General features: G+C 73.7%; 20 protein-coding genes. 9 read left to right on the top strand and 11 right to left on the bottom strand.

The window, feature by feature from the left end:
- Positions 1–116 precede the first annotated feature (116 nt).
- From JWR81_RS32310 to JWR81_RS32295, 4 genes are all read right to left on the bottom strand, one after another.
- On the bottom strand, positions 117–335 hold the full coding sequence (locus JWR81_RS32310; RefSeq protein WP_297661493.1) for a hypothetical protein: 219 nt from the start codon (positions 333–335) through the stop codon (positions 117–119).
- A 62-nt stretch (positions 336–397) separates the two neighbouring features.
- The gene (locus tag JWR81_RS32305; protein ID WP_297661490.1) at positions 398–787 is read right to left on the bottom strand and encodes a hypothetical protein; all 390 of its coding nucleotides are present in this window, start codon (positions 785–787) and stop codon (positions 398–400) included.
- Between the two features lie 202 nt (positions 788–989).
- Positions 990–2,081, bottom strand: a complete 1,092-nt coding sequence (locus JWR81_RS32300) for a VIT1/CCC1 family protein (RefSeq protein WP_297661488.1) — start codon at positions 2,079–2,081, stop codon at positions 990–992.
- Positions 2,082–2,223: 142 nt separating this feature from the next.
- Positions 2,224–2,808, bottom strand: coding sequence for a TetR/AcrR family transcriptional regulator (locus JWR81_RS32295; protein WP_297661486.1), 585 nt, complete (start codon positions 2,806–2,808; stop codon positions 2,224–2,226).
- A gap of 74 nt (positions 2,809–2,882) precedes the next feature.
- Between JWR81_RS32295 and JWR81_RS32290 the strand changes: the two genes are divergently transcribed.
- Positions 2,883–4,016 (top strand): NAD(P)/FAD-dependent oxidoreductase, encoded by a 1,134-nt coding sequence (locus JWR81_RS32290; RefSeq protein ID WP_297661484.1) that lies wholly within the window; start codon positions 2,883–2,885, stop codon positions 4,014–4,016.
- A 22-nt stretch (positions 4,017–4,038) separates the two neighbouring features.
- On the opposite strand, the gene JWR81_RS32285 is transcribed toward JWR81_RS32290, so the two are convergent.
- Positions 4,039–4,863 carry a hypothetical protein gene (locus tag JWR81_RS32285; protein WP_297661482.1) on the bottom strand — a complete coding sequence of 275 codons (825 nt, stop codon included), beginning with the start codon at positions 4,861–4,863 and terminating at the stop codon, positions 4,039–4,041.
- A 100-nt stretch (positions 4,864–4,963) separates the two neighbouring features.
- Between JWR81_RS32285 and JWR81_RS32280 the strand changes: the two genes are divergently transcribed.
- On the top strand, positions 4,964–6,019 hold the full coding sequence (locus tag JWR81_RS32280) for a 2-oxoglutarate and iron-dependent oxygenase domain-containing protein (RefSeq protein ID WP_297661480.1): 1,056 nt from the start codon (positions 4,964–4,966) through the stop codon (positions 6,017–6,019).
- A gap of 61 nt (positions 6,020–6,080) precedes the next feature.
- On the opposite strand, the gene JWR81_RS32275 is transcribed toward JWR81_RS32280, so the two are convergent.
- Complete coding sequence (locus tag JWR81_RS32275) at positions 6,081–6,707, bottom strand: pyridoxamine 5'-phosphate oxidase family protein (protein WP_297661478.1); 627 nt, start codon at positions 6,705–6,707, stop codon at positions 6,081–6,083.
- Between the two features lie 166 nt (positions 6,708–6,873).
- Between JWR81_RS32275 and JWR81_RS32270 the strand changes: the two genes are divergently transcribed.
- On the top strand, positions 6,874–8,478 hold the full coding sequence (locus JWR81_RS32270) for an NAD(P)/FAD-dependent oxidoreductase (RefSeq protein ID WP_297661476.1): 1,605 nt from the start codon (positions 6,874–6,876) through the stop codon (positions 8,476–8,478).
- Positions 8,479–8,500: 22 nt separating this feature from the next.
- Here the strand turns inward: JWR81_RS32270 and JWR81_RS32265 are convergent, their stop codons facing one another.
- Positions 8,501–10,234, bottom strand: coding sequence for a helix-turn-helix domain-containing protein (locus JWR81_RS32265; protein WP_297661495.1), 1,734 nt, complete (start codon positions 10,232–10,234; stop codon positions 8,501–8,503).
- 166 nt (positions 10,235–10,400) lie between these two features.
- Between JWR81_RS32265 and JWR81_RS32260 the strand changes: the two genes are divergently transcribed.
- On the top strand, positions 10,401–11,366 hold the full coding sequence (locus JWR81_RS32260) for an endonuclease/exonuclease/phosphatase family protein (protein ID WP_297661474.1): 966 nt from the start codon (positions 10,401–10,403) through the stop codon (positions 11,364–11,366).
- Here JWR81_RS32260 and JWR81_RS32255 read toward each other — a convergent pair.
- From JWR81_RS32255 to JWR81_RS32240, 4 genes are all read right to left on the bottom strand, one after another.
- On the bottom strand, positions 11,332–12,588 hold the full coding sequence (locus tag JWR81_RS32255) for an aspartate aminotransferase family protein (RefSeq protein ID WP_297661472.1): 1,257 nt from the start codon (positions 12,586–12,588) through the stop codon (positions 11,332–11,334). The genes JWR81_RS32260 and JWR81_RS32255 overlap by 35 nt on opposite strands.
- Before the next feature lie 220 nt (positions 12,589–12,808).
- Positions 12,809–14,749, bottom strand: a complete 1,941-nt coding sequence (locus JWR81_RS32250) for a YhgE/Pip family protein (protein WP_297661470.1) — start codon at positions 14,747–14,749, stop codon at positions 12,809–12,811.
- Complete coding sequence (locus JWR81_RS32245) at positions 14,737–15,381, bottom strand: ATP-binding cassette domain-containing protein (RefSeq protein WP_297661468.1); 645 nt, start codon at positions 15,379–15,381, stop codon at positions 14,737–14,739. Before JWR81_RS32245 ends, JWR81_RS32250 begins: the two co-directional genes overlap by 13 nt.
- Positions 15,382–15,443: 62 nt before the next feature.
- Entirely contained in the window at positions 15,444–15,587 is a 144-nt protein-coding gene (locus tag JWR81_RS32240) for a hypothetical protein (protein WP_297661466.1), read from the bottom strand.
- Between the two features lie 20 nt (positions 15,588–15,607).
- On the opposite strand from JWR81_RS32240, the gene secA2 reads away from it, so the two are divergent.
- The 5 genes from secA2 to fdhF form a co-directional block, all read left to right on the top strand.
- On the top strand, positions 15,608–17,914 hold the full coding sequence (gene secA2 / locus JWR81_RS32235; RefSeq protein WP_297661462.1) for an accessory Sec system translocase SecA2: 2,307 nt from the start codon (positions 15,608–15,610) through the stop codon (positions 17,912–17,914).
- A 77-nt stretch (positions 17,915–17,991) separates the two neighbouring features.
- A complete protein-coding gene (locus JWR81_RS32230) occupies positions 17,992–19,191 on the top strand; it encodes an MFS transporter (RefSeq protein WP_297661460.1) in 1,200 nt (399 codons plus the stop codon).
- Between the two features lie 57 nt (positions 19,192–19,248).
- A complete protein-coding gene (locus JWR81_RS32225) occupies positions 19,249–20,106 on the top strand; it encodes an NTP transferase domain-containing protein (protein WP_297661458.1) in 858 nt (285 codons plus the stop codon).
- Between the two features lie 22 nt (positions 20,107–20,128).
- The gene (locus JWR81_RS32220; RefSeq protein ID WP_297661456.1) at positions 20,129–21,928 is read left to right on the top strand and encodes an aldehyde ferredoxin oxidoreductase family protein; all 1,800 of its coding nucleotides are present in this window, start codon (positions 20,129–20,131) and stop codon (positions 21,926–21,928) included.
- Between the two features lie 39 nt (positions 21,929–21,967).
- Positions 21,968–24,801: formate dehydrogenase subunit alpha (gene fdhF, locus JWR81_RS32215; RefSeq protein WP_297661454.1), on the top strand; the 2,834-nt coding region annotated here is incomplete at its 3' end.

Below are 24,801 nucleotides of genomic sequence, written 5' to 3'. Positions count from 1 at the left end.
GCGCGCGGGTGCCCTGGTGCTCCAGCTCGGCGTCGGAGAGGTTGCGTGCGGGCTGGCCGGGCTGGTCCATCGGCTTCTCCTTCGACGGCGACACCGACAACCCTAGAGCCGCGCGGTCAGATGCGGTCGCGGTTGCGCCCGGTGACCTCGTCGTAGATCGCGAGCCGCTGCGGGGCCCGGGCCGGCCAGGCCTCCACGAGCAGCTCGTCGGGTGCGATCCGGTCGAGCCGCACGAGGATCGCGGGGTAGCCGGTGAAGTGCGGTGTCGTGAGGTAGACGCCGGGATCGGCCGTGAGCAGGCCTGCTTCGCGCCATCGTCGGGCACGTGCGCGCAACGCCCTCGGTGGTGCCCGGCAGGGCGAGCGCGATCCGGCGGACGTCGTCCCAGGAGGCGACGTCAGCGCCGCGCGGGTACCCGGCGGAGCGTGAACACCGCGAGCCGCACGGCCAGCGCGTCGACCAGGAGCGCGCCGATGCCCCAGGGATCCACTCCGCCACGGCCGGCGACCGAGACGACCGCCAGCACCAGGCCGCAAGCCACCCCGACCATGCCCACGATCGCGCAGGCGACCAGCCAGAGGTCCTCCTCCGGCCCGCCGAACCGGTAGCGCTGCACGCTCAGGCCCGCCACGAGCAGCGCGACGGCCGCGAGCGCCACCAACGCCGAGACGGCGGTGATCCACGGGGGCGCGCCTGGTGCCACCGCGAGGGCGACGTGGGCGACGGCGGTCAACGCCACGAGGACGGCGACGATCGTGTGTCCCTGGGAGGACCGCGGGTTGGCCACCGGCCCAGGGTAGGCCCGGCCCGCGGGGTGGACGATCCGGCCGACGGCCGACGGAGCGCGACCGGTGAACGACAGAGGGTTCGTGACCCCGATCGAGCGGGCGGCCGCCGCGGCAGCCGCACCACCGCCGCGGCCGTCGTGCTCGCGCTGATGGTCGTCGTGCTCGCCGCCGCGCTCCTGCTCCGGTGATCGTCCCGGCTGATCAGCCGAGCGCCGCCCCGAACAGCAGGCCCAGGCTGTAGGTCACGGCCGCCGCGCCGAGTCCGATCACGAGCTGGCGCAGCGCCCGTCGCAGCGGCGGGCCACCGGACAGCACTCCGACCGTGGCGCCCGTGAGCATCAGCGCCAGCCCGACGAGGACGACCGCCACCACCAGCGCGGTGGTCTCACCGAGCCCGAACAGGAACGGCAGCACCGGGATCGCCGCGCCGGTGGCGAAGAAGCAGAAGCTCGACAGCGCCGCGCCGATGCTCGACCCCACCACGTCGAGCCCCTCGGCGGCCCCGACGCCGCGGGCCACGGCCCCGGCCGGGTCCTCGCTGCTCAGCACCGCCCCCGCCTGGATGCGCGCCTCCTCCTCCCCCATGCCCCGCGCGCGGAAGACCAGGGCCAGCTCGTTGGCGTCGACGTCGAGCCGGCGCAGCACCGTCTCGGCGTCGCGGGTGTCGGGGGCGGACGCGGCCAGCAGCTCGCGCTGCGACCGCACCGACACGAACTCCCCCGCGCCCATCGACAGCGCGCCCGCCAGGATCCCGGCCAGCCCCGTCAGCAGCACGGTCTTCGTTCCGGCACCGCCGCCGATGACGCCGAGCACCAGCGCGAGGTTGCTCACCAGGCCGTCGTTGGCACCGAAGACGGCCGCGCGGAACGTGCCGGACACGCGGTTACGCCCGCGGGCGGCCAGCCCGCGTACCACCTCCTCGTGGATGCGCTCGTCGGCGGCCATCGCGGGAGTTGCGTCGGCGTCGTCCGCGTAGGGAGAGCGGGTCTCGGCGCGCTGCGCCAGCGCCAGGACGAACACCGAGCCGAACCGCCGGGCCAGGAAGGCCAGCGCCCGCATCCGCGTCGAGCCCCGGCGCACCGCGCCGACCTCACCGCCCAGCAGCCGCGTCCAGTGCGCGGCGTGGCGCTCCTCGGCATCGGCCAGCCCCAGCAGGATCGCCCGTTCCTCGCCCGTGCGGCGCGTGGCGAGGTCGCGGTAGACCTTCGCCTCCTCGCGCTCGTCCGCCAGCCGCTTGCGCCAGCGGCGCTGCGCGGCAGGCGGCGGACCGGGCTTCTCCTCCACGTCGTCCACGCCGGGAAGTGTTCCCGATCCCTCCCCCGAGCGCCGTGGCGGTCCACGGCTACTCCTACTTCGCCGAGCCCGGCTCACCGAGGAAATCGGTCCGCCCGGATGCCTCGACGCCGCCGCTGCCCTCACATCGGACGACTACGAGCTAGAGCGGCCAGCCGTCACGCACCAGCGCGAAGAGGGCGTCGATCTGCTCACGCGCGTCGACGCCGGGGTCATGCAGCAGCGCCGGGACGTCCGTGACGACGTGCGCGAGGACGCGCACAGCCGCGGTCGGGCCGTCCAGGCCGAGGTCCTCCGCGATGGCACGGGCCAGGGCGTCCTCGTGCCGCACCCACATCCGTCGCCCGTACTCGCGGACGCTCGGCGTGCTGCTCGCGAGCTCGCGGAACCGCGCGAGGTCGGGGTCGCGCAGGACGCTGTCGGCGTCGGCGAACCGCGCGACGAGGAAGGCCTGCAGCGCATCCAGCAGCGGGGCGCCGGGATCGCGGTCCCGCACAGCGGCCACCAGCTCAGCCTCCTGGGCGGAGTCCTCGTCGAAGACGAGCGCCTCTTTGCTCGGGAAGTGCTTGAACAGCGTGGTGACCGAGACGTCCGCGGCCTCGGCGATCTCGGCGACCGTGACCTGGTCGAATCCGCGCTCCAGGAACAGGGCGAGCGCAGCGTCGGCCAGCGCCTTGCGGGTGGCGGCCTTCTTGCGCTCACGGCGTCCGAGCACGGGTGCGGTCACGCACCCATGTTAGCTGAGCGACACAGAATGTGTAGTGACTTCACTTTCATAGTCACTACACATACGCTCGCCTCATGAACACACCCCGCATCGCCGTCATCGGCGCAGGCCCCGGCGGTCTCACCCTCGCTCGCGTGTTGCAGCAGCACGGGATCGCCGTCACCGTCCACGAGCGCGACGCCGGGCCGGACGCTCACGACCAGGGCGGCACGCTCGACATGCAGTGCCACACCGGACAGGTCGCACTCGACGCCGCCGGCCTGCTCGACGAGTTCTTCGCCCGCTCCCGGCCCGAGGGACAGGACGGGCGGATGCTCGACCGGGACGGCACGATCCTGGCCGACATGGTCGCCGCACCGGACGAGCGGGAGAAGCCGGAGATCGACCGGGGTGTCCTGCGTCGGATGCTCCTCGACTCCCTGGAACCCGGCACGATCGAGTGGGGCCGGACGCTGGACGCCGTGACCCCGACCGGCGACGGGCGACAGGTCCTGACCTTCCGCGGCGGCGATGAGATCGCCGCCGAACTGGTCGTCGGGGCCGACGGAGCCTGGTCACGGGTCCGTCCGCTGCTGTCGACAGCCGTGCCGCAGTACTCGGGCGTCGTCTTCGTCGAGTTGCGGATCAGCGACGTCGACGCGTCGCATCCGGGGATCGCCGCGCTCGTCGGCAACGGCAGCATGTTCGCCGCGGCCGACGGTCAGGGGCTCATCGCGCAGCGCAACGGCGGCGGACTCGTCCGGGTCTACGCGGGATTCCGTGACACCGAGGACTGGGCGGAGGCCGCGGGCGTGTCGTTCGACGATCCGGCCGCCGTCCGCCGTCACCTCCTCGGCCGGTTCGCGGGCTGGGGTCCGGCGATGCTGGCCCTCATCGACGAGTGCGACGACACGTTCGTCAACCGCCCCCTCCACGCCCTCCCGGTGCCGCACACCTGGAAGACGACACCGACGGTGACGCTGATCGGCGACGCCGCCCACCTCATGTCGCCGTTCTCCGGGCTGGGCGCCAACACCGCCATGCTCGACGGAGCCGAGCTCGCGCAGGCGATCGCGACCGCACCCGACCTGGCCACGGCGGTGGCGCGTTACGAGGCGGTGATGCTGCCCCGTGCCGCCGTCAACGCGGCGGGTGCGGCCGAGGGCCTCGACTCGTTCTTCTCCCCCGGCGGGCTGCAGGACGCGATCGAGGAGATGGCCGCGAGCTGAGGCTCTGCCTCCGACGACCTCGTCACCGCGTGGTGGGAGGGGAGGCCGGAGTTGCGATGCAGCTGTCCGTGGCCGTCGGCGGCGCGGCCGGGTCGTAATAGGAGTCGGGCGATCTCGTGTCGACCACGAACGGCTTGCCGTTCGGGTCGACGATCGGCGCGGGCTCGGTGAGGCCACGACCGGACGCCGTGCAGTCCATCCCCTGCCAGAAGCCGGTGTCGTCCCCCAGGAACATCCCCGTCGAGCCGGGGGTCACGACGGACGGTCTCGCGAACAGCCAGTGCGTCTGCGAGCGGACCAGGACCAGCGAGCCCGCCCCCTCGAACGCGTAGGCGACCACGTAGTTGCTGACGACGACGACGTCGGGGACACCGTCCACCTCGGCGAACGACACCGACAGGTCACCGTCCAGGCGGGGCGGGGCGGCCAACGTGGCGCCCGGACCGAACTGCACGAAGACGGTGCCGTTCGTCCCCCGTGCGATGTCGGTGCGGACCACGTCGCGATCGTCGGGGGCGAACAGCGCGACGACGGCGGTGGGGTCGTGGTGGACGAGCAGCCGGTCGTCGACGTACGACGCCACCAGCACCTGCCGCACGGTCGCCAGGGCGCCGGCCACCTGCTGAGGTGTCGCGCCTGCCACCACCGGCGTCGGTGGCACGACGATGCCCGCCTCTCCGACCGCGAACCTCTCCGCCGGCGTGCCCCGGAACGGGTCGACCGCGCCCGGCGCGTGCATCCCGCTCGACGGCCCACCGCCGGCGACGACCTTCGCGGTCGGTACGGACGGTGGTGCTCCGCACGCGGCCAGCATCACGAGCAGGACGATCGGAACGACTCGGCGCACGGCATGCCTCCCCGCGGGTGCCCTCAACAGGAGGAGCCGGCTGCGGAGGCGGTGATACCGGCCCCTGTTCCGCGCGGGAGGTCGCGCGCATCATGGATCCGTGACCCGGACCCTCGACACCATCCCCGTCCTGCGGTTCGACGAGGCACGTACCGCCGACGGCGGTTTCGATCCCGGCTTCCTCGACGCGCTGCGCACCGCATTGCACGAGATCGGGTTCCTGCAGCTCACCGACTTCGGGGCGGCGCCCGGCCAGATCGAGGAGCTCGCCGCCACCACCACGCGCTTCTTCGACCTCCCGCTCGACGAGCGGATGACGCTCGACAACCGGCTGTCCCCGCACTTCCGCGGCTACACCCGGCTCGGCCACGAGATCACCGCCGGCCGCCCCGACGCCCGCGAGCAGATCGACTTCGCCCCCGAACAGACGCCTGTGCCGCGCGAGCGGTGGGATGCGCCGTTCCGGCTGCTGGAGGGCCCCAACCAGTGGCCCGACGCGGCGCTGCCCGCGCTGCGCACCGTCGTCATGGCATGGGCGGAGCTGCTCAGCCGCGTCGCGGGCGAGCTGACGCGGGCGCTGGCCGCCTGCCTCGGGCTCCCTCAGGACCACTTCGACGGCGTGTTCGCCGGCACGCCGCACTGGTTCGGCAAGCTCATCCGCTACGTCGGCCGCGACGACGACGGCCCCGACGCCCAGGGCGTGGGTCCGCACGCCGACTGGGGCTTCCTCACGCTGCTGCTGCAGGACGGCACCGGCGGCCTGCAGGCCCGGCGCTCTCGCACGGACGAATGGGTGGACGTGCCCCCGCTGGACGGCGCACTGGTGATCAACGTGGGCGAGATGCTGGAGGTGGCGACCCACGGCTACCTCGTGGCCACCGACCACCGCGTGCTGCCGTGCGCGCCGGGCACCACCCGGCAGTCGATCGGCTTCTTCTGGTCGCCGCGCCTCGACGCCGTGCTCGACCCGGTGCCCCTGCCGCCCGCGCTGGCCGCGGACGGGCCAGGCCTCAGCGAGCACGAGCACAACGCCCTGCTCCCCCGCTTCGGCGACAACGCGCTCAAGGGCTGGTTTCGTTCGCACCCCGAGGTGGCGGCGCGTCACCACGCCGATCTCGCCGACACCGCGACTCATGGTCCGGCGACACGGGCGTAACGCACGAACGGCGGCGGGATGGGCGAGGTGTACCGCGCCTACGAGTTCGCGTGGCGACGGTTCAGTAGAGCGTATTCGCGTAGTCCGGTCCGTAGTACCGCTCGATCGCCTCCAGCGGCTCGTCGTGGCGCTCCAGCGCGTGCACGATCTGTGCGCGGCTCGGGAGCGCCCGGGGCTCCCACGTCTCGTGCTCCCAGAGCTTCGAGCGTAGGAACGCCTTGGCGCAGTGGTAGAAGATCTCCTCCACCGCCACCTCCATCGCCAGCACCGGCCGCCTGCCCTGTACGGCCAGCGCGTCGAAGTAGGGGGCGTCGCGGACGAGCCGCGCGCGGCCGTTGACGCGGAAGGTGTCGGTGCGGCCGGGCACCAGGAAGATCAGGCCGACGTGCGGGTTCGACAGCACGTTGTGGAAGCCGTCGGCGCGCTTGTTGCCGGGCCGCTCCGGGACGGCGAGGGTGTGCGCGTCCAGGACTCGGACGAAGCCGGCGGGGTCGCCCTTGGGCGAGACGTCGCAGGTGCCGTCGGCGGCGCTCGTCGCGATGAGCAGCATGGGCGAGTGCGCGATCCATTCCACGTCGATCGCGTGGAGCGCGGTGCGTCCCTTGTTCACGGCGGCTGGACCCGGTTGCCCGAGCAGCGCCTCCAGCTCCGCGGCGGAGGTGATCTCGGCAGGGTCGGCAGCGGTCACGGGGCACGACGCTAGGCCTCCCCGCGGCTGTCGGCCAGGGGATTGCCCGTGTCCCGAATCAGGACGCGGACCGCCTCGGCGCGGTGCGACCGTCGGTGTCATGTCGCGAGCAGCTGCGCGCGAGCGACTTCTCGGCCGGCCGCACCTACGCCTGAGGGAGACCATCATGACCAGCAAGGATCTCGACGTCCTCGTCGTCGGGGCCGGGTTCGCCGGCCTCTACCAGCTCGAACGGCTCCGCTCGCTCGGCTACTCGGTGCAGGTCGTCGAGGCCGGCAGCGACATCGGCGGCATCTGGTACTGGAACTGCTACCCCGGCGCGCGCGTCGACACCTGGGGCCCCATCTACCAGTACTCGCGCGAGGACCTCTGGCGCGACTGGGAGTACAGCGAGCTCTACCCCGGCTGGGACGAGGTGCGGCGGTACTTCCACCACGTCGACCAGAAGCTCGACCTGAGCAAGGACATCCGGTTCGACACCCGGGTCACGGGCGCCGAGTTCGACGAGGACACCCACCGGTGGACCGTGCGCGCCGACGACGGCTCGACGACGCGGGCCAGGTACCTGGTCCTGTGCACCGGCTTCGGGTCGAAGCCCTACGTGCCGGACATCCCGGGCCTGGACTCGTTCGCCGGCGAGTCCCATCACACCGCCCGCTGGCCGCAGAACGGCCTCGACGTCGCCGGCAGACGCGTGGGTGTGCTCGGCACCGGCGCGAGCGGCGTACAGGTGATCCAGGAGTCGGCCCCGGACGCCGCCCACCTGACGGTCTTCCAGCGCACCCCCAACACCGCGCTGCCCATGCGCCAGCAGCAGCTCGACGACGACACGAAGAGGGAGCTGAAGAAGACCTACGCCGAGCGGTTCCGCAAGCGCGCCGAGACGTTCGCCGGGTTCGACTACGACTTCGTCGACCACGGCGCCCTCGAGGTGCCCGACGAGGAACGCCACGCCACCTACGAGGAGCTCTGGGCGCAGGGCGGGTTCCTCCCCTGGCTCGGCACGTTCAACGACGTCCTGCTCGACGCCGACGCGAACGCCACCGCGTACGCGTTCTGGCGCGACAAGGTCCGGGCCCGGATCGACGACCCGGCCGTCGCGGAGAAGCTCGCTCCGATGCAGCAGCTGCACCCGTTCGGGGTGAAGCGGCCGTCCCTGGAGCAGCGCTACTACGAGATCTACAACCAGGACAACGTGGAGCTCGTGGACCTGCGCGCGAACCCGATCGAGCGGGTGACTCCCACCGGCGTGGTGACGGCGGACGGCCGCGAGCACGAGCTCGACGTGCTGGTGCTCGCCACCGGGTTCGACGCCGTCACCGGCGGGCTGACCGCCATCGACATCCGCAGCACCAAGGGTGAGTCCATCGGCGACGTGTTCGCGGGCGGCACCCGCACCCACCTGGGCACCGCCACCGCAGGCTTCCCGAACCTGCTCTACATCTACGGCCCGCAGAGTCCCTCGGCGTTCTGCAACGGCCCGACGTGCGCGGAGCTGCAGGGCGAGTGGGTGGTCGAGTGCCTGGAGCACCTGCGCAACAACGGGTTGACCCGGATCGAGGCGACACCCGAGGCAGAGCGGGCCTGGGGTGAGCACGTGGCCGAGCTGACCGCGGGCACGCTCTTCCCGCGGGCGCAGTCCTGGTACATGGGCGCGAACGTGCCGGGCAAGAAGCGCGAGCTGCTCGCCTACCCCGGCGGTCTGCCGACGTACCTGCAGAAGTGCAACGAGGCCGCCGAGCAGGGCTACGCCGGGTTCGTGCTGAGCTGAGCCCCTCCGGGAGGACCCGGTCTCAGTACACGGTGTTCTCCAGGTCGACGCCCGCCGTCTGCAGCTTGCGGTAGAGCGTCGACCTGGAGATGCCGAGCAGCGCGGCGGCTTCCTTCTTGTTGCCGCCCGTCTCGGCCAGCGCCTCCAGGATGGCGTGCACCTCGGCGCGCTCGAAGCGCGTCAGCGTGGCCCGGGTGGCGGCCAGGCGCAGGTCGCTCGGCACCGCGGCGAGACCGGCCCGGGTGCCCGCCGGGGTCGCGGCGACGATCCGCCGGACGGTGGCGCGCAGCTCCCGCACGTTGCCCGGCCAGAACAGCCGGGCGAGCAGCTGCACCACCTCGGGCGCCACGACGGTCGGCGCGGCGAACGCCGTGACCAGCGCGGCCAGGTCACCGAGACGGTGGCGCAGCGGGGGCACCCCCACGGTCTCCTGCTCGACCCCGGGCAGCACCGGCGCCACCGTGCAGGTCACCGCGCACCACCGGCCCCGCACGGCCGCGGTGGCGAGCAGCGCCGCGAGCGTGCGCAGGCCGTCGGGCGAGAGCAGCTCGGCGTGCCGGACGACGACGGCGCCGGGCGGCCCGGCGAGCAGCTCGGCGAGCGCGGCCAGCCAGGCGGGTTCCCCGTCGAGTGCGGCCGTGGCGGCGTCGACGTCGTGGGCCTGCTCGCCGTGGGCCTCCCGGGCCGCGGCGTGGGCGAGGGCGGTCTTCCCGGCACCGGGCTCGCCGTGGAGCACCAGCACGCTGCCCGCAGGCAGACCGTAGGCGGAGCGCAGCGCCGCGGTGAACGCCGGGTCCTTGCCCACCGGCACCCCGCTCGCGGGGACCGTACGCATCGTCGCCGGCGACTGCGGCCGCGCCGGGGCGTCGTCCGGAACCCTCAGCTCGATCATCGCGCCCACGAGCTGCCCGCCGTCCCGCAGCGGGGAAGTGCACGTGCGGGCGGTGCGGCCGTCGGCCAGCACCAGCTCGCCCCACACCGGCCCCGAGGCGGCCCTGGCTGCGCCGTCCCACAGCACGGCCCGGTCGACGCCCTCGAGCATCCGCGCGGCGTGCGGGTTGGTCATGACGATGCGCTCGTTCACCACGACCACCCCGCCGCGTCCCGGCCTGCTCGACCGCAGGAACATCGACAGCAGCGTCCGCTCGCGCTGCGAGTGCTGCTCGACGAGCCGTGCCTCGATCGCTCGGGCCGTCTGCTCGGCCACGAGCGTGACGAGAGGGTTGTCGCGGTCGGCGGCGCAGGTGACGTCGAGGATGCCGACGCAGCGCTGCCGGATCGGGTCGGTGATCGGCACGCCGACGCACGTGAAGGGCACCAGGTCCGAGGCGTAGTGCTCGTGGCCGTCGATGCGGGTGGTGCGGCCGAGCTCGATGGCGGTGCCCAGCCCGTTGGTGCCGGCGACGTCCTCGGCGAACACGAAACCGGGCACGATGTCGTGCGCGTCGAGCAGGCCGATCAGGGAGCGCTGCTGCACCCTGCGGTCGAGGATGCGAGCGTCGGTGTCGGTGATCAGGAAGCTGACCTGCAGGTCGCCGAGGCGTTCGACGAGCGAGTCGAGCACCGGCGCGGCGGCGCGCAGCAGCGGCGACCCGGGGTCCACCCCGGGCCGATAGGGCCGGGTCAGGCCGTCGGCGGGCACTGACCAGCTGCGACAGCGCCGCCACGACGACGAGATCTCCGCGCGGACCCGTCCGGGGTCCCCTCCGGAGCTGAGGAACCTCTCCCGCTCCCGGGCGAGCTGCCGTTCGACCATCTCTGCCACGTCGGACCCCGTCGTCCATCGGTCGGTGGGTCCATGTTCCTCCACCGCCGGCCCGTCACGTGTCCCGATCCGGGACACGATCCACTCGGAACCCGCGCGACGCCCCGGCCGTTGGCCCGACAGCTCCCCCGACGCGTCAGACGAGAGGACCTCCCCGATGGCCCGCCTCCGCAGCGCCCTCGCCACCGCGGCCGCCGGTGCCGCGGCGGCCGCCGTGGTGCTCCCCGACACGGCGCGGGTGGACCACCTCTTCCCCGTCGTCGACGTCGTGGCCTGGCGCCCCCATTCCGCGCTGGCCACCGGGCTCGGTGCGGCGCTGCTGGCCCGCAGACGCCGCACCCGTCCGGCGGCCGCCGCACTCGGCGCGGTAGCGGTGGCCGGGCTCGCCATCGTGGCCCGCCGCGCGGTCACCCGTCCGCTGGCCTCCCCGGGCCCCGACGACCTGACGATCCTGTCGGCGAACGTCCTCCTCGGGCGTGCCGACACCGGAGCGCTCGCCACCCTGCTCGAACGCGAGATGCCCGACCTCGTCGCGCTGCCGGAGTCCGGCCAGGACTACCGCGACAAGCTGCTGCCGCTGGTCACCTCGCTGGGCTACCGGTCCTGGGTCTCGACACCACCGGGCAGGAACGACGGCCACGGCGTCACGCTGCTCGCGTCCGAGCGGGCGGGTGACATCGCCGTCACCACGAGCACCGAGATGCGCGAGCGCCACCTGGAGGCCACGGGCGGCATCCTCGGAGAGCGCAGCTTCGTCGTCGTCCATCCCGAGGCGCCGATCGGGCCGGTGCGCACCGAGCGCTGGCGCAGCGACCTCGCCCAGGTCGCGCGGTGGACCCGGAGCCCCGTCGCTCCGATCGTGGCTGGCGACTTCAACGCCACCCTCGACCACTCCCGCTTCCGCGCCGCCCTCGGCGGCTGCCGCAGCGCGGCGGAGGGCACCGGTCAGGGACTGGTGGGCACGTTCCCGTCGACGAGGCCGCGGTGGCTCGGCATCCAGATCGACCACGTGCTCGTCCCCGCCGACGCCGCCACCACCCGCTTCGAGATCCTCGACGTGGAGGGCAGCGACCACCGTGCGGTGCTGGTCAGCGTGCGGCTGCCGCGTCCAGGCCGACCCTGACGGCGTCCACCAGCAGGTCCAGGTGCTCGGTCTGCACCGTCAGGGGCGGGCTCACCGCGAGCGCGCCGAGCATCGGCCGCACCAGCACCCCCCGCGTGCGGGCCGCCATGGCGACGCGCGCGACGATCGACGGATCGGCGGCAAGGCGCTCCGGGTCGAGTTCCACCGCCCCGAGCACGCCGGTGCCGCCACGCACCTCCGCGACGAGCGGGTGGTCGGTGAGCGTGCCGAGCGCCGCGTGCAGCTCGTCCTCCAGCTTCACGGCGCGGTCGAGCAGGTCCTCGCGGTCGATGATGTCGAGGTTGGCGAGCGCGGCGGCGCATGCCGTCGGGTGGCCGGCGTAGGTGGCGCCGTGGCGGAACGCGGCGGTGCCCGGCTCGTCCCAGAACGGTGCAGCGACGCGAGCGCTCACCACCAGCCCGCCGAGCGGCACGTACCCGCTGGTCACGCCCTTCGCGAAGACGATCATGTCGGGCTGCAGCCCGAACCGCTCCACGCCGAACCACGACCCGAGGCGGCCGAACCCGCAGATCACCGAGTCGGCGACGAACATCACGCCGTGCTGCGCACACACCGCCGCGGCGCGCTCGAGGTAACCCGGCTCCGGCGGGATCACCCCACCCGCACCGATCACGGGCTCGGCGATGAACATCGCCACCTTCTCCGGCCCGATCCGCCGGATCTCCGCGTCGAGCGCGTCGGCGTCGTCGTGTGCGACCTGTACGACGTCGGGCACGAACGGCGCCGCCAGCCGGTTGGGTGGGATGCCGCCGAGCGAGGTGCCGAAGCCGTGGGTGCCGTGGTAGGCGTTCGTCCGGCTGATCAGCACGGTGCGCTCCGGCTCGCCGGTGCGCACGAAGTACTCGCGGGCGATCTTGGCGGCGGTGTCGATCGCGTCGCCGCCCCCACTGCCCAGGAAGATCTTGGTGTCCGGCATCGGGGCGAGCGCCGCGAGCCGGTCGGTGAGCGCGCGGACCGGCTCGTTGGTGACGTCGCCGAAGGTCTGGTAGGTCGCGAGCTCCAGCATCTGGGCGTGCACGGCGTCGGCGATCTCCCGGCGCCCGTGCCCGACGTTGACGCACCACAGGCTGGCGGTGGCGTCGAGGTAGCGGGTGCCGGCGTCGTCCCAGACCCAGACGTCCTCCCCCCGGGTCAGGACGAACTCGGCGCCGCGCACCGCGCCCATCGCCGCGAAGGGGTGCCAGAAGCTCGAGTCGCCCATGCCCCGATCCTGCCTCGTGCCCCGCCGTCCGGGCTATCCCGCACCGCGGCCGGTGGTGATCAGCGTCTCCACGTCGGCCATGCCGGGCGCCGTCGTCCGGTCGCCGCTGCTGCGCGACACCCACTCCGGCCGGTCCCGGGGCCACCGCCAGGTGCCGATCAGCTGGACGCCCGGTCCCGAGACCGCTGAGCTGCCTGGGACGACCGCGTGGATCGCGGCCCTACAGGGCCAGGTCCGGCTTCAGAGCAGTGATCGACCAGGTCCGCCTGCGGCTGACCACCAGCCAGGTCAGCGTCAGCGAGCCGACCAGGAACCCGGCCAGCACCAGGACGTCGACCACGAGGTGGGCGGTGTCGCCGCCGCTGATGGTGACGCGCAGCCCGCCCACGAGGTAGCTCATCGGCAGGAACGGGTGGATCGCCCGGAACGGCGCGGGCAGCGTCTCCACCGGGTAGAGACCGCCGCACGCGGTGAGCTGCAGGATCAGCAGCACCAGGATCAGCGCGCTGGCGAGCCCGCCGAGCCACGAGCGCAGCAGGTGCGCGATCGCCACGAACGTCGCGGCCCCGAGCGCGACGAGGCCGACGTGCGCCCACGGGTGCACCGGTTCCAGGCCGAGGCCGAGGTCCACCACCGCGTCGAGGAGGGCGGCGGCGACGAGGCCGAGCGCGAGCGGCGGGAGGTATCCCGCGAGCGCGACGGTGAGGCTCGACGCCCGGCCGGCCCGCGCCCGGGCCGACAGCGGCCGCAGCAGCAGGAACGCGACGATGCCGAACACCCACAGCGCCACCCCGAAGAACAGCGGCGCGAGCCCGCGGCCGTACTGGGTCGCCGGGTGCAGGTTGGAGGTCTGCACGTCCACCGGGGAGGCGAGCGTGGCGGCGTTGCTCCTCTCCGCGTCCGGCGAGAGCACGGGGATCTGGTCGAGCGCTCCTGACAGGCCGGAGGCGAGCTGTCCCGCGCCGGTGGCGAGCTGCGCGGTGCCGTCGGCCAACCGGTTCGCACCCGTCACCGCGCTGCCCAGCCCCGTGTCGAGCTTGGCCGCGCCGTCGGACACGGCGGTGGCGCCGTCGGCGAGGCGCTGCACGTCGTTCGCCGCGCCGCGCAGCTTCGCCTGCAGGTCGGGGGTGTCCGCGGCGAGGGTCGTCGCGGCGGAGGCGACCGTCGCGGTGCGGTCGCGCACGGTGCCGGCCTGCTGCGACACGGCGGACGTGGCCGTGGTCGCGCGCTGGGCGGCGGCGGTGGCCTCGAGGTAGGCGGGGTCGTTCGCGAGCTCGGGGTGGGCCTGGCCCAGCGCCGTCAGCGCGCCGGACACGGAGGACGCGTCCCCGTCGACGGCCGACGCCGCGGTGGCGGCGGCGCTCGTCAGGTTCGCCGCGGTCGTGGCGGCGGTCGCTGCCGGCCCGGTGATCGACGGCAGGGCGTCGGCGACGCGGTCGGCGGCAGGCACCACGACACCGGCGATCTGCGTGACGCCGTCGGCCACCTGCTTCGCGCCGGGGGCGAGCCGGTCGGCACCGGTCTTCAGCTGCCCGAGGCCGGACGCGAGCGAGGCGCTGCCGTCCCGCGCGGCGTTCGCCCCGGTCTGCAGCTGCTCCGCGCCGTCGGAGGCCTGGGTGATGCCGGCACGCAGCCGGTCGAGGTTGCCGAACACCGACTGGAAGTAGGCGCTCACGGCCGCGGCGTCGATCTTGTTGGTCAGCTCGGACTGCACCGTCTCGGCCATCTTGCCGACGATGTAGCCTCCTGCGTCGTCGAGCACGATCTGCATCGACGCCCGCTGCGGCGTCCCGGTCGAGCCGCTCGCGAGCTTCGCGGAGAAGTCGGCGGGCACGGTGATCTGGAAGTAGTAGTGGCCCTCGGCGAGGCCGCGGTCGGCCTCGGCCTGGTCGACGAACCGCCAGTCGAAGATCGGGTCCTTGCGCAGCTCGTCGGAGAACAGCTCCCCCGCGGCCACCCGCCGGCCGTCGACCGTGACCGGCTGGTCGGCGTTCACGACGGCGACGGGGATCGAGCCGAGCCGGTCGTAGGGGTCCCAGTTCGACCACAGATAGGTGGCGCCGTAGATCAGCGGCACACACGCGGCGAACACCAGCGCGATCCTCTGCAGCGGCGTGCGGAAGCGGCGGAACTCCAGCGCCGCGAGCCTCAGGACGCGCACGTCGGGCCCCCGGGCACCGTCCGGGACGGCATCGTCCGGGCCAGCATCGTCACGGCCGCGCCTGCCGGGGGCTGCACAGCACTGGCCACCACGGCCGGACCCTCGGCGGCCACGGCGTCCAGCGCGGCCCAGGCGGCGGCGCGGTCGGCGTCGTCGAGCCGGAGGTCCACGTCGTCGACGACGATCACCGCGGGCCGGTCCATGGCGGCCAGCGCCACGGCGAGCAGCAGCGCGTCGAGATCGGGGAGGTCACCGACCAGCTCGCCGGAGCGCGCCTTCCACTCCGGGGCGTCCCCGCGGGCGCCGAGCAACCGGCGCTCCCGGACGAGGTCGCCCACGGTCAGGTCCGGCTCGAGCTCGACCGCCCCGCCGATGCGCGCCACCGACACCAGCCTGCGAATGACGCCGAGCGCCGTGGCCCCCGCGACGGCCAGCTCGCCGCCCGTGGTCGCGGCGCGCCCGGCCAGCGCCAGCAGCGCCATCGACCGGCCGCTGCCCGCGGGCCCGCAGAGCGCGGCGACCGAGCCGGCCGGCACGTCGAGCGTCAGGTCGTCGAACACCGGACCGCGCTTCGTCCGCAGGCTCAGCCCGGCAGCGCGCAGGACCGGTTCGGCTGGTGCCTCGTGCGTCATGAGCCCAGGCTGCTGGCCGTGGCGAGGGTGATCAAGGACGATCCGTCCGACGCGCAGGAGGTTCACCAGCCGGTGACGATCACCCCGTGACCACCGACGATCGGCACCGCGCCGTGGACGCGGCGCGGGCGCGCCTGCCCGAGCCGATCCTGGCCACGGTCGCCGCTGTGCAGGACGGCGACGCTCGCGACGTTCCGCTCCGGCAAGGCGGGGTAATCTGGCCCCCATGGCCCGGACGCGCGGACCGTCGTCCGGTCTCCGGGCCCGGGTGAGACGGTTCCTGCAGCGCCCCGGGACGGCCGACATGCGCCGTGCCCACCGGCTCGCCGCGGCCGCCGCGGCCCGCGAGGAGTCGCTGGGCTCCCTGTCCGACGCCCGCCTCGCCGACGCCGTCGCGCAGCTGCGCAAGCGGCCCCGTTTCACCGACGCCGCGCTCACCGAGTTCTGCGCGCTGGGCCGCGAGACCGCCGTCCGCACGCTCGGCCAGCGCCCGTTCGACGTCCAGCTGCAGGGCACGGTCGGCCTGCTCACCGGGCACGTCGTCGAGATGGCCACCGGCGAGGGCAAGACGCTCACGGGTGCGCTCGCCGCCGCGGGCTACGCGCTGCAGGGCCGCCGCGTGCACGTCGTCTCGGTCAACGACTACCTGGCCCGCCGCGACGCCGAGTGGATGGGCCCGCTGTACGCCGCCCTGGACGTCGGCGTCGGGTGGGTGGACCAGTGGTCCGAGCCCGAGCAGCGGCGCGCGGCCTACGCCGCCGACGTCACGTACGTGTCCGTGAGCGAGGCCGGGTTCGACGTGCTGCGCGACCGGCTGCGCACCGGCGCCGACGAGGTCCTGCTGCCCGACCCGGACGTCGTGATCGTCGACGAGGCCGACTCCGTGCTCATCGACGAGGCCCGCGTGCCGCTCGTTCTGGCGGGCGCCGCGGCCGCGGACGTGCACGACGCCCTGATCACCGACACCGTGCGGCGGCTGCGCCCGGGCGTGCACTTCGAGACCGACGACGACGCCCGCAACGTCCACCTCACCGAGGCCGGGCTGCGGCGCGTGGAGCGCCGGCTGGGCGGCATCGACCTCTACACCGCCGACCACGCCCACCGCCTCGCCGAGGTGCACGTCGCGCTGCACGCCCATGCCCTGCTGCGTCGCGACATCGACTACCTCGTGCGCGACGGCAAGGTCGAGCTGATCGACGACTCCAAGGGCCGGGTCGCCCACCTGCAGCGCTGGCCCGACGGGCTGCAGGCCGCGGTCGAGGCGAAGGAGGGGCTCGCCACCAGCGCGAGCGGCGAGGTGCTCGACAGCATGGTCGTGCAGGCCCTGATCGGCCGCTACCCCACGGTCTGTGGCATGAGCGGCACCGCCGTGGCCGTGGGCGAGCAGCTGCACGAGTTCTACGGGCTCGAGGTGGGCGTGGTCCCCACGAACGTCGCGTGCGTCCGCACCGACGAGCCGGACCGCCTCTACGCCGACGCCGTCTCGAAGGAGGCCGCCGTCGTCGGGTACGTGGCGGCGGTGCACGCCACCGGGCGCCCGGTGCTGCTGGGCACGCTCGACGTCGCAGAGTCCGAGCGGCTCGCCGTGGCGCTGAAGGAGGCCGGTGTCGACGCGGCCGTCCTCAACGCCCGCAACGACGCCGAGGAGGCCTCGATCATCGCCCGCGCGGGCGAGCGCGGCCGCGTCACGATCTCCACGCAGATGGCCGGGCGGGGCACCGACATCCAGCTCGCCGACGGCGTGGCCGACATGGGCGGGCTGTGCGTCGTCGGGTCCGGGCGGTACCACACCCGCCGGCTCGACGACCAGCTCCGCGGCCGCGCCGGACGCCAGGGCGACCCCGGCTCGTCGGTGTTCTTCACGAGCCTCGGTGACGAGCTGGTGCTCCGCAACGCCCCCGACGCCGCGCCGCCCGCCGTCGTCGCGTCCGACGGCGCGGTGGCCGACCCCGGCGCGCGCATGACCCTCGACCACGCCCAGCGCGTGGCCGAGGGGGCCCACCTGGAGAGCCAGCGCACCACGTGGCGCTACAGCCGCATCGTCGACGGCCAGCGCGCCGCCGTGTTGCAGCACCGCGACCTCGTGCTGCGCCGCGACCGCGCCGTCCGGCACCTGGAGGAGCGGGCGGCCGAGCGCGTCGGACAGGTGCGGGCCGACGTCGGCGACGACGTGCTGGCCGCCGCCGCCCGGCAGGTGGTGCTCTATCACCTCGACCGTGGCTGGGCCGACCACCTGGCGTTCCTCGCCGACGTCCGCGAGGGCATCCACCTGCGCGCGCTGGCCCGCGAGAGCCCGCTCGACGAGTACCAGAAGATCGCGGTGCAGGCGTTCGACACGTTCTTCCCCGACGTCTACTCGCGGGCGGTCGCCACGTTCACCGAGGCCGAGGTCACCGCCGACGGCGTGGACCTGGACGACCTGGGCCTGCGCCGCCCCACGTCCACGTGGACGTACCTGGTGACGGACAACCCCTTCGGCAGCGAGACCGACCGTCTGCTGAGCGGCCTGCGCCGCAAGAAGGACCCGCTGTGAGGGGAACCGCTGCCACCTGACCGATCGCCCGGGGGCCCCGTTCGGCGCGCCGCAGCCGGCCGGGTCACCATTTCCCCGTGGCACGTTCCCCGCTCCCCCCGGGCCCCGCCTTCGCCGGCCTGGTGCTCGCCTTCACCGTCGTCATGACCGGCACCACCATGCCGACCCCGATGTACGCGCTCTACCAGCGCGAGCTGGGCTTCTCCCCGCTGGTCCAGACGGTGATCTTCGCCCTCTACCCCGTCGGCGTGCTGGCCGCGCTGCTCGTCGCGGGGCGCTGGTCCGACACGATCGGGCGCAGGCCGCTGCTGCTCGCCGGTCTGGCTAGCGCGTTGCTGTCGAGCCTGGTGTTCCTCGTGGCCGGGCCGGTGTGGGTGCTGCTGGTGGGACGGTTCCTGTCCGGGATCTCGGCGGGGACCTTCGCGGGCGCCGCGACGGCCGCGGTGATCGAGGCGGCGCCGGAGGCCTGGCGATCCCGCGCCGCCGCGGTGGCGACGGCCGCGAACATCGGCGGCCTCGGCGTGGGCCCGCTGCTGGCCGGGCTGGCCGTCGAGTACCTCCCCGCTCCCTTGCACCTCGCGTTTGCCGTGCACGCGGTGGCCGTGATCGGGGCCGCCGTCCTCGTGTTCCTCGCCCCGGAGACCGTCGACGTGCAGCCCGGGGCCAGGTTGCGCCGGCAGACGCTGGCCGTCCCCGCAGAGGTCCGGGCGGTGTTCGTCAGCGCGGCGACGGCAGGGTTCGCCGGTTTCGCCGTGCTGGGGCTGTTCACCGCGATCTCCCCGCGGATCCTCTCGGACATCCTGGGCGTGCCGAACCACGCGGTGGCGGGCCTCGTCGCGTTCCTCATGCTCGGCTCGTCGGCGCTCGCCCAGCTCGGGCTGCGCCGCCTCCCCACCGACCGCGCGCTGGCCGCCGGCTGCGCCCTGCTCATCGTCGGGATCCTGCTGGTCGGCTACTCGGTGGCGGCGTCGTCGTTCCCTGCGCTCGCCGCGGGTGCGGTGATCGCCGGCGTCGGGCAGGGGCTGAGCTTCAGCAAGGGGCTGGCCGCGGTGAACGCCCGTGTCGACCCGCAGTCGCGCGCCGGCGTCACGTCGAGCTACTTCGCGGTGGTCTACGTCGCGCTCGCGCTCCCGGTCGTCGGGCTGGGCGCGGCGTCGCAGGCCTGGGGGCTGGTGGCGGCCGGCGTGGTGTTCGCGATCGCCGTGGCGGTGCTGGCCGCGGCGGCGCTGACGGCCCTGCTGCTCCTGCAGAGGCGCGCCGTCTCGGCTCCGGCCTGAGCAGGACGACCGGTGGCGTCCGTGGCCTACTGTCCGTGGCCTACTACGGTGGAGGACGTGCCGATTCCCGAGGAGCTGGCGGCGGGCGTGGTGCTCGCAGGCGGACGTTCGTCGCGGATGGGCACTCCGAAGTCCGCGCTGGAGTGGCACGGTTCCACGCTGCTGCACCGCACCACGGCCCTGCTGGCCCGCACGGTCGACGGGCCGATCGTCGTGGTCGCCGCCCCCGGCCAGGACCTCCCGGCGCTCCCGGCCGGCGTGGAGGTGGTGGCGGACCCGGTCGAGGGACGCGGCCCGCTGCAGGGCATCGCCGTCGGGCTGACCGCGGTCGCGAACCGCGTCCCCCTGGCGTTCGTCTGCTCCACCGACATGCCGTTCCTGCACCCGGCGTTCGTCCGCCACGTACTGCGCGCACTGGTCCCCGGAACCGACGTCGCGCTGCCGCTCGCCCGCGGATTCCGGCAGCCCCTCGCGGCCGGGTACCGGACCTCGCTGGCCGAGCTGGCCACCGGGCTCGTCACCGACGGGAAGCTCAAGCCGGGGCTGCTCTTCGAGCGGTGCGAGGTCGACCGGATCGACGACGCCCGGCTGCTCGCCGATCCCGACCTCGCCCGGTTCGACCCCGATCTCGACTCCGTGGTCAACGTCAACGAACCTGCCGACTACGAGGCCGCCCGATGCCGAGAGCCGGCCGCGGTGGTCGTCGAGTGCTTCGGCGCGCTGGCCGGCGACGGCCGCCGCGGACCGCGGCAGGTCCACACAGCGACCCTCGCCGCCGCCGCCGATGCGGTCGGGATCAAGCTGGGCCGCCACGTCGTCGCCGCGCTCAACGGCGACCAGATCACGCGCGACCCGCTGCTGCCGCTCGTGGCCGGCGACACGGTCGCTTTCCTCTCGGCCGACGCGGGCGGCTGAGCACCGGCCTACAGTCGCGAACATGACGGCAGGCGGCTACTTCGGGCGGGCCATGGTCGTCGACGTCGACGGCGACGCGGCCACCGGTACGGCACTCGACCTCGACGAGCGGGTGCTGCGCGCCTACCTCGGCGGCGTGGGACTGGGCACCTGGCTGATGCACCGCCTCGCGCCCGCCGGCTTGGACCCGCTCGCCCCGGCCGCGCCGCTCGCATTCGTGTTCTCGCCGCTCGTGGGCACACCGCTGACCACGAGCGCGAAGTTCGCGGTGGTCGCCAAGTCGCCCCTGACCGGGCTGCTCACCGACGCGCTGGCGTCGAGCCGGTTCGCCATCTCCGGCAAGCTCACCGGACACGACGCGATCGTCGTGCGCGGGCGGGCCGACGTGCTGTCGGTGGTGCTCGTCGACGCCGACGGCGTGCGCCTCGAGTCGTGTCCCGAGCTGGCGGGGCACAGCGCCGCCGACGCCGAGGCGGCGCTCTCGACCCGGTTCGGCCGGGGCTGGAACAGCGCCGCGATCGGCCCCGCCGGGGAGCGCGGCGTCCGCTACGCCACCATCAGCCACGACGGCCGCCACGCCGGGCGCGGCGGGCTCGGCGCGGTGCTGGGCGCCAAGAACCTGAAGGCCGTGCTGGTGAAAGCCGGCACGAAGGCCGCCGTCGCCGACGCACCCGCGGTGCTGGCCGCCGCCCGGGACCTGCGGGAACGCAGCTTCGGGCCGGCCACGGCGAAGTACCGCGAGCTCGGCACGCTCGCCAACCTGCTCGCGTTCAACGCGGTGTCCACGCTGCCCACGCGCAACTTCACAGCGGCCACGTTCGAGGGCGCGCCCGGGCTCGCCGCCGAGGAGCTGCACGAGCTGCGCGGGGTGGCCCGCAACAGCTGCGCATCGTGCTCGATCGGCTGCGAACACATCTACTCCCGCAAGGGAGGCGGCAGCCAGCGCATGGAGTACGAGAACGTGTTCGCGCTCGGGCCGCTGTGCGGTGTCTCCGAGCCCGACGACGTGTTCGCCGCCAGCGCCCGCTGCGACGCGCTGGGGATCGACACGATCTCGGCCGGCGGCACGATCGCCTGGGCGATGGAGTGCGCCGAGCGCGGGCTGATCGATGCACCGTGGCTGCGGTTCGGCGACGGCGCCGCGCTGCTGCGGGCCCTGGACCTCGCCGGGGCCTCGGAGCCCGGCCTCGGAGCCCTGCTGGCGCTCGGCTCCCGCGCCGCGGCCGGCGTCGTCGGGGGTGGGTCGATCGACTTCGCGCCTCAGGTCAAGGGCCTGGAGCTGCCCGGCTACGAGCCCCGCACGCTGCAGGCGATGGCGCTCGGGCTGGCCGTCAACTCGCGCGGGGCCGACCACAACCGGTCCGGGGCCTACGAGGCCGACCTGTCCGGCTCGGTCGACCGGCTGCACGGCGGCGATCCCCACGTGGTCGCGGCGGTCGCCACGGAGGACCGCGCCGCCGTGATGGACTCGATGATCCTCTGCAAGTTCCTGCGCGGGGTGTTCACCGATCCCTTCCCCGAGTGGGCGGCCCTGCTGGCCCCGGTCACCGGCTGGGACGTGACCGCCGACGAGCTGCAGGCCACGGCGAGCCGGATCGTGCTGGCCAAGCGCGCGTTCAACCTGCGCGAGGGCGCGACGGCGGCCGACGACACCCTGCCCACCCGGATGCTCAGCACCCCGTTGGAGCTGCCGTCGGGCCGGTCGGCCGCGCTCGACGCGGCCGGCCTGCAGGCGATGGTGAACGGTTACTACGTCGCCCGTGGCTGGGACGCTGCGGGCCACCCGTCCGCCGAGGAGCTCGCCGGACTGTTGCTGGACTAGGGTCGAGGTGCCCGCGCTCACAGTCGCTCCGGGGGAATCATGACCACGCTCCAGGAACCGCCGGCGTCCACCACCACGCCCAGCGTCACCGCCACGATCGACGGCCGTGAGGTCACCGTCCCCGAGGGCACGACGATCTTCGACGCCGCTCGTCAGGCGGGTGTCGACATCCCCGTGCTGTGCCACGACGAGCGCTACGACCCCGTCGGGGTCTGCCGGCTGTGCGTCGTGGACACGGGCGGCCGGGTCTTCGCCGCGGCGTGCGTCCGCCCCTGCGAGGACGGTATGACGGTCACGACCACGAGCCCGGAGCTCGAACGCAACCGCGCCACCCTGACCGAACTGCTGGTATCGGATCAGCCGCCGCGCGCCGAGGATCCCAAGCAGACCACCACCGGCGACAACCTGCTGCTCGCGCTGGCCGACGGGTTCGGCGTCGCCCGCGAGGACACCGCGCTCCCGTGCGGGTCGGGCCGCGGCACCGACTCGTCGAACCCCGTGATCGACGTCGACCACGACGCCTGCATCCTCTGCGACCGCTGCGTGCGGGCGTGCGACGACATCCAGGGCAACGACGTCATCGGCCGCTCCGGCAAGGGCTACTCCACCCGCATCGCGTTCGACCTGAACGACCCGATGGGCAGCTCGTCGTGCGTCACCTGCGGCGAGTGCGTCCAGGCCTGCCCCACCGGGGCGCTGACCAACAAGCCGATCCGCGGCATCCCGATCCGCCCCCGCGAGGAGCTGGACGCCGTCGACTCGGTGTGCCCGTACTGCGGCGTCGGCTGCGCCCTGACCTACTACGTCGACCGCGAGCACGGCGCCATCTCCTTCGCCGAGGGCCGCGACCAGCCGGGGTCGCAGAGCAGGCTGTGCGTGAAGGGCCGCTACGGCTGGGACTACTCGGCTTCCCCCCAGCGCCTCACCGTCCCGCTCATCCGCGTCGACGCCGCCTACCCGAAGGGCCCGCTCTCCGCCGACGTCCGCGGCGACGGCCAGGGCGGCACGCACAACGACCGCGGCCGGGCCGGCGACGGGGGCAACCGCGGTGGCGGCGGCCGCAAGGACGGGCGTCCCGGCAAGGACCGGGGCCGCAAGCCCGGCGGTCTCGTCGACTACGACGAGGTGCTGCCGCACTTCCGCGAGGCGACCTGGGACGAGGCCCTCGACCTGATCGCGCGCCGGCTGCGCGAGGTGCACGCCGCGGGCGGCCCGGGCGCGATCGCGGGTTTCGGCTCGGCGAAGTGCTCCAACGAGGAGGCCTACCTCTTCCAGAAGCTCATCCGCACCGGCTTCGGCACCAACAACGTCGACCACTGCACGCGGCTGTGCCACGCGTCGTCGGTCACGGCGCTGTTCGAGGGCGTCGGCTCGGGCGCGGTGTCCACCACCTACGGCGACGTCTCCAACGCCGACGTCGTGATCATCACCGGCTCCAACCCGACGGCCAACCACCCGGTGGCCAGCTCGTTCTTCAAGCAGGCCCGCCGGCGCGGCACGAAGATCATCTACGTGGACCCGCGGGCGTCCACGGTCGCCGAGCACGCCGACATCTTCGTGCAGCTCAAGCCGGGCACCGACGTGGCGTTCTACAACGCGATCATGCACGAGATCATCCGGCTCGGGCTGACGGACGGCGCGTTCATCGCCGAGCGCACGTCCAACTACGAGGAGCTGGCGCGCACCGTCGGCGACTACCCGCCGGAGCGCGCCGCGCAGATCACCGGCGTGGACGCCGACACGATCCGGCTGGTCGCGAGGACCTGGGGTGAGGCCGGGGCCGCGGTCGTGTACTGGGGCATGGGGATCTCCCAGCACACCACCGGCACCGACAACGCCCGCTGCCTCATCGCGCTGTGCTCGATCACCGGCCAGGTCGGGCGCCCGGGCACCGGGCTGCACCCGCTGCGCGGACAGAACAACGTGCAGGGCGCGTCCGACGCCGGGCTGGTCCCGATGTTCTATCCCGACTACCAGGGCGTCGACCTCGAGGCCAAGCAGGCGCGCTTCGAACAGGCCTGGGGCATGGCGCTCAACCCGAACCGCGGCCTGACGGTCACGGAGATCATCAAGTCGGTCCTGACGCCCGGCGGCGTTCGCGGGATGTACATGCTCGGCGAGAACCCGTTCCTGTCCGACCCGAACATCAACAAGGTGCGCAAGGCGCTCTCGGCGCTGGACTTCCTGGTGGTGCAGGACATCTTCCTCACCGAGACCGCCGAGTTCGCCGACGTGATCCTGCCCGCCACCTCCTACCTGGAGAAGGACGGCACCTACACCAACACCGACCGCCGGGTGCAGCTCGGCCGCAAGGTCATGGACGCGCCCGGGCAGGCCCGCCCCGACTGGGAGATCGTGCAGGACATCGCCCGGCGCATCGGGCTGGACTGGCACTACGGCTCGCCGAGCGAGGTCTTCGACGAGATGGTGGCGCTGATGCCGTCGTACACGAACCTGCGCTACGACAACCTGGGGCTCTCCGGCAAGCTCTACCCGAACGACGACCCCGAGCACTCCGACGGCACGGTCGTCATGTTCGACGAGCACTTCAACACCGACGACGGCCTCGCCCACCTGGTGCCGGCGCAGTGGTTGCCCGCGAAGGAGCTGCCCGACGCCGAGTACCCGCTGGTGCTCAACACCGGCCGGCTGCTGGAGCACTGGCACACCGGCTCCATGACGCGCCGGTCGTTCGCGCTCGACGCCATCTCCCCGGTCGCCGAGGTGTACATGCACCCCAAGGACGCCGTCGACCGCGGCCTGGCCCACGGCGAGATGGTGCGCGCGCGGTCGCGTCGTGGCGCGATCGAGCTGCTGGTCCGCGTCAGCCACCGCGAGCAGCTGGGCAACGTCTTCATCCCGTTCCACTTCCG

The organism is Pseudonocardia sp., from assembly GCF_025965585.1.
In the GTDB taxonomy this organism is placed as follows: Bacteria; Actinomycetota; Actinomycetes; order Mycobacteriales; family Pseudonocardiaceae; genus Pseudonocardia.
This window is presented reverse-complemented; position numbering and strand designations above follow the sequence as displayed.

Coding starts and splice junctions, on each gene's coding strand:
- JWR81_RS32255 (WP_297661472.1), bottom strand. CDS start 12,588: ATGGGCGACTCGAGCTTCTGGCACCCCTTCGCGGCGATGGGCGCGGTG.
- JWR81_RS32270 (WP_297661476.1), top strand. CDS start 6,874: ATGACCAGCAAGGATCTCGACGTCCTCGTCGTCGGGGCCGGGTTCGCC.
- JWR81_RS32265 (WP_297661495.1), bottom strand. CDS start 10,234: ATGGTCGAACGGCAGCTCGCCCGGGAGCGGGAGAGGTTCCTCAGCTCC.
- JWR81_RS32260 (WP_297661474.1), top strand. CDS start 10,401: ATGGCCCGCCTCCGCAGCGCCCTCGCCACCGCGGCCGCCGGTGCCGCG.
- secA2 (WP_297661462.1), top strand. CDS start 15,608: ATGGCCCGGACGCGCGGACCGTCGTCCGGTCTCCGGGCCCGGGTGAGA.
- JWR81_RS32290 (WP_297661484.1), top strand. CDS start 2,883: ATGAACACACCCCGCATCGCCGTCATCGGCGCAGGCCCCGGCGGTCTC.
- JWR81_RS32220 (WP_297661456.1), top strand. CDS start 20,129: ATGACGGCAGGCGGCTACTTCGGGCGGGCCATGGTCGTCGACGTCGAC.
- JWR81_RS32245 (WP_297661468.1), bottom strand. CDS start 15,381: ATGACGCACGAGGCACCAGCCGAACCGGTCCTGCGCGCTGCCGGGCTG.